This is a genomic window from Paraburkholderia sp. (genome assembly GCF_034668105.1).
In the GTDB taxonomy this organism is placed as follows: Bacteria; Pseudomonadota; Gammaproteobacteria; order Burkholderiales; family Burkholderiaceae; genus Paraburkholderia.
This window is the reverse complement of record NZ_JAXDPY010000257.1, coordinates 1-3328: the sequence shown is the minus strand read 5'-3', so window position 1 is coordinate 3328 and position 3328 is coordinate 1. Positions and strand designations below refer to the sequence as shown.

Sequence of the window (3328 nt, the reverse complement as noted above, 5' to 3'; positions counted from 1 at the left end):
TACGGCAGTGACCGGCGTTGGCGTACCACAAGCCGGCGGTACTGTCGAGAATGCACCCCCATCGTGTGACGTGCAGTACATCCCCTTCGCGCTCGACAGCAGTCGCGGCGCGCTCTTGCACTGACGGTTCACGGTAAGGACATCCAGAAAGCGGACATATCGGCGGATTGACGCTGGCGCGCTCATTCATATCGTCTCTCCTCGTGACTGTGTGGTCCTTCAGCGTAGGCAGACCGCTCCCCATGCACAAACGGGCGGCAGTGATGCACCGCTCGCGCCCGCTGACCGATGGACCCGCTCCGTTGCGGCGCGATACGCACCTGAACGAGGCGCGAACTCCGCGGTTGCACCAATTTCGCGCCGCGTTTCGCATAACCGACACGACGCACCCCGGCGTCGCACCATGCACTTGCCGGACTTCCAGTCGAAATTGCCGCATGGCATGTGCCTTGCAGTACACAAGCGGCAAGCCATGCGGGATAAGCCCTGCTGGCTGAAATCGACGCCCATAAACAGTCACCATCAATGGCAAGGGGAAACACATGAAACGTCGTAGTCTGTTGAAGTTCGGCTCCATGTCGGGAGCATTGGCGCTTGCAGGTCAGGTCCCGTTCGCTGAGGCGCAATCGAGCAGCGGCCCGATCAAGGTAGGCGTTCTCCATTCCCTGTCTGGCACGATGGCGATCTCGGAGACATCGCTCAAAGACACTGCATTGATGACCATCTCGGACATCAACAAGAACGGCGGCGTCATGGGCCGCCAGTTGCAGCCGGTGGTCGTGGACCCGGCGTCGAACTGGCCGCTGTTCGCCGAAAAGGCGCGCCAGCTGATCACCCAGGAAAAGTGCGCGGTCGTGTTCGGTTGCTGGACCTCGGTGTCGCGCAAGTCGGTGCTGCCGGTGTTCGAAGAGCTGAACGGTCTGCTGTTCTATCCGGTGCAATACGAAGGCGAAGAAATGTCGCGCAACGTGTTCTACACGGGCGCGGCGCCGAATCAACAGGCGATTCCGGCCACCGAATATCTGATGAGCACGGAAGGCGGCGGCGCCAAGCGCTTCTTCCTGCTGGGCACCGACTATGTGTACCCCCGCACGACCAACAAGATCCTGCGCGCGTTCCTCAAGTCGAAAGGCGTGCAGGAGGCCGATATCCAGGAGGTCTACACCCCGTTCGGCCACAGCGACTATCAGACCATCGTCGCGAACATCAAGACCTTCTCGCAGGGCGGCAAGACCGCGGTGATCTCAACCGTCAACGGCGACTCGAACGTGCCGTTCTACAAGGAACTGGGCAACCAGGGGCTGAAGGCGTCCGACGTGCCGGTCGTCGCGTTCTCGGTCGGCGAAGAAGAACTGCGCGGCATCGATACGAAGCCCCTCGTCGGCAATCTCGCGGCATGGAACTACTTCATGTCGCTGCGCAACCCGGCTAACGAGAAGTTCAAGAAGCAGTGGGCCGCATGGGTCGCGCAGAACAACCTGCCGGGCGGCACCAGGCGCGTAACCAATGACCCGATGGAAGCGACCTTCGTCGGCATTCATATGTGGAAGCAGGCCGTCGAGAAAGCCCAGAGCACGGACGTGGACAAGGTGCGCGTGGCGATGGTCGGCCAGACGTTCGCCGCGCCGTCGGGCTTCACGCTCGAAATGGACGGCAACCACCATCTGCACAAGCCGGTGATGATCGGCGAAGTGCGCGCCGACGGTCAGTTCAACGTGGTGTGGCGGACCAAGACCGCGATTCGCGCGCAGCCGTGGAGCCCGTTCATCGCCGGCAATTCGAGCAAGCCGGATGTGGTCAGCTCGATTCCCGCATTCCTGAAGCGCTCGCGCGTTGCCTGAGTCCGCATCTGGACAGAGCCGTGGCTAACAGCACCGCGGCTCTGTCCCACAGGACATGGCAAGACGCAAGTCAACGGCGCGGCATCGGTGTAGCACCGCGACGCCGCGCCGCCTCGCCGGTTTTCTTCAAAGGCCATCATGGCGTTTTCAATTCCGACATTCGCACGAAGCAGCATCGGCGCCCTCGCGCTTGCGCTCGCGCTGGTGAGCACGCCGCTTGCCGCCTTCGCGCTCACCCCGGCCGATGTCGCGCCGCTCGCCGGCGATGACTTCGACGCGAAATCCGCGGCAATCGACAAGCTGATCGCCAACCACGACAAAGAATCGCTCGCGATCCTCAAAGCCCTCTCCGAGGACAGCGCGCTCGCTACCGACTCCGGCGGCATCCTGCTGCAAGACGGCGACACCGCGCGCGATGCCGTCACCGGCAAAACGGTCGCCGCGGGCGACGCGCAACCCGTGACGCTGAACAACCTGCTGCGCTCGAAAGTAGCGGGCGCGCTCTCAGGCCTGCAACTCGATTCGCCCGACCCCGCCACACGCGACGCCGCCATCACCGCGCTGTTGCAAACCCCCGATCCGTCGATCAAACCGCTCGTCGATGCGGCTCGCGCGAGAGAAACCGACCCCGCCTTGAAGAAGCGTCTCGACACGCTATGGGCCATGACGGCCTTGCATGACGCCGACCCCGCCAAGCGGCTCGAGGCGGTGCAACTGGTCGCCGCGCGCCACGATCTCGACATGAACGAACTGCTCCGCCCGCTGGTCGCGAAGAAGCCGGACGGCAGCTTCAACGAAGCGGATGATCGCGTGCGCGCCGCCGCGCAAAGCGGCATCGACGAACTCGATTCGATCCAGCGTCGCAGCCAGATTGCCGGCACGCTGTTCGCGGGCTTGTCGCTCGGCAGCGTGCTGCTGCTCGCCGCACTCGGCCTCGCCATCACCTATGGCTTGATCGGCGTCATCAACATGGCGCACGGCGAGTTTCTGATGATCGGCGCGTACGCCACCTACGTCGTGCAGAACCTGTTCCAGCGTTTTGCACCGGGCGCGTTCGACTGGTATCCGCTGCTTGCCGTGCCCGCATCGTTCGCGGCAGCCGGGTTAGTCGGCATTGTGCTCGAACGGCTGGTGTTGAAGCATCTGTACGGCCGTCCGCTTGAAACGCTGCTGACCACCTTCGGCGTCAGCCTGATCCTGATTCAGGCGACGCGCATGCTGTTCGGCGCGCAAAACGTGCAAGTGATCAACCCGGCGTGGATGAGCGGCGGCGTGACCGTGTTGCCCAATCTGATCCTGCCGTACAACCGGCTGGCGATTCTCGCGTTCTCGTTGATCGTCGTCGGGATCGCCTGGGGTGTGCTGACTAAAACGCGTCTTGGGCTGTTCGTGCGCGCCGTCACGCAGAATCGGCGGATGGCGGCGTGTGTCGGTGTAAAGACCGCGCGCGTCGATTCGTATGCGTTCGCGTTTGGCGCGGGCATTGC

The 3328-nt window shown here is 63.2% G+C and carries 2 protein-coding genes and 1 pseudogene; 2 read left to right on the top strand and 1 reads right to left on the bottom strand.

Annotated elements, in window-relative coordinates; all coding sequences use genetic code 11:
• Positions 1–158: pseudogene (locus QOC89_RS12090) on the bottom strand (aspartate aminotransferase family protein); the annotation flags it as partial.
• 384 nt (positions 159–542) lie between these two features.
• Between QOC89_RS12090 and urtA the strand changes: the two are divergent.
• On the top strand, positions 543–1841 hold the full coding sequence (urtA, locus tag QOC89_RS12085; RefSeq protein WP_323045229.1) for an urea ABC transporter substrate-binding protein: 1299 nt from the start codon (positions 543–545) through the stop codon (positions 1839–1841).
• 138 nt (positions 1842–1979) lie between these two features.
• A partial coding sequence (gene urtB / locus QOC89_RS12080) for an urea ABC transporter permease subunit UrtB (protein ID WP_323045228.1) occupies positions 1980–3328 on the top strand: 1349 nt, incomplete at its 3' end.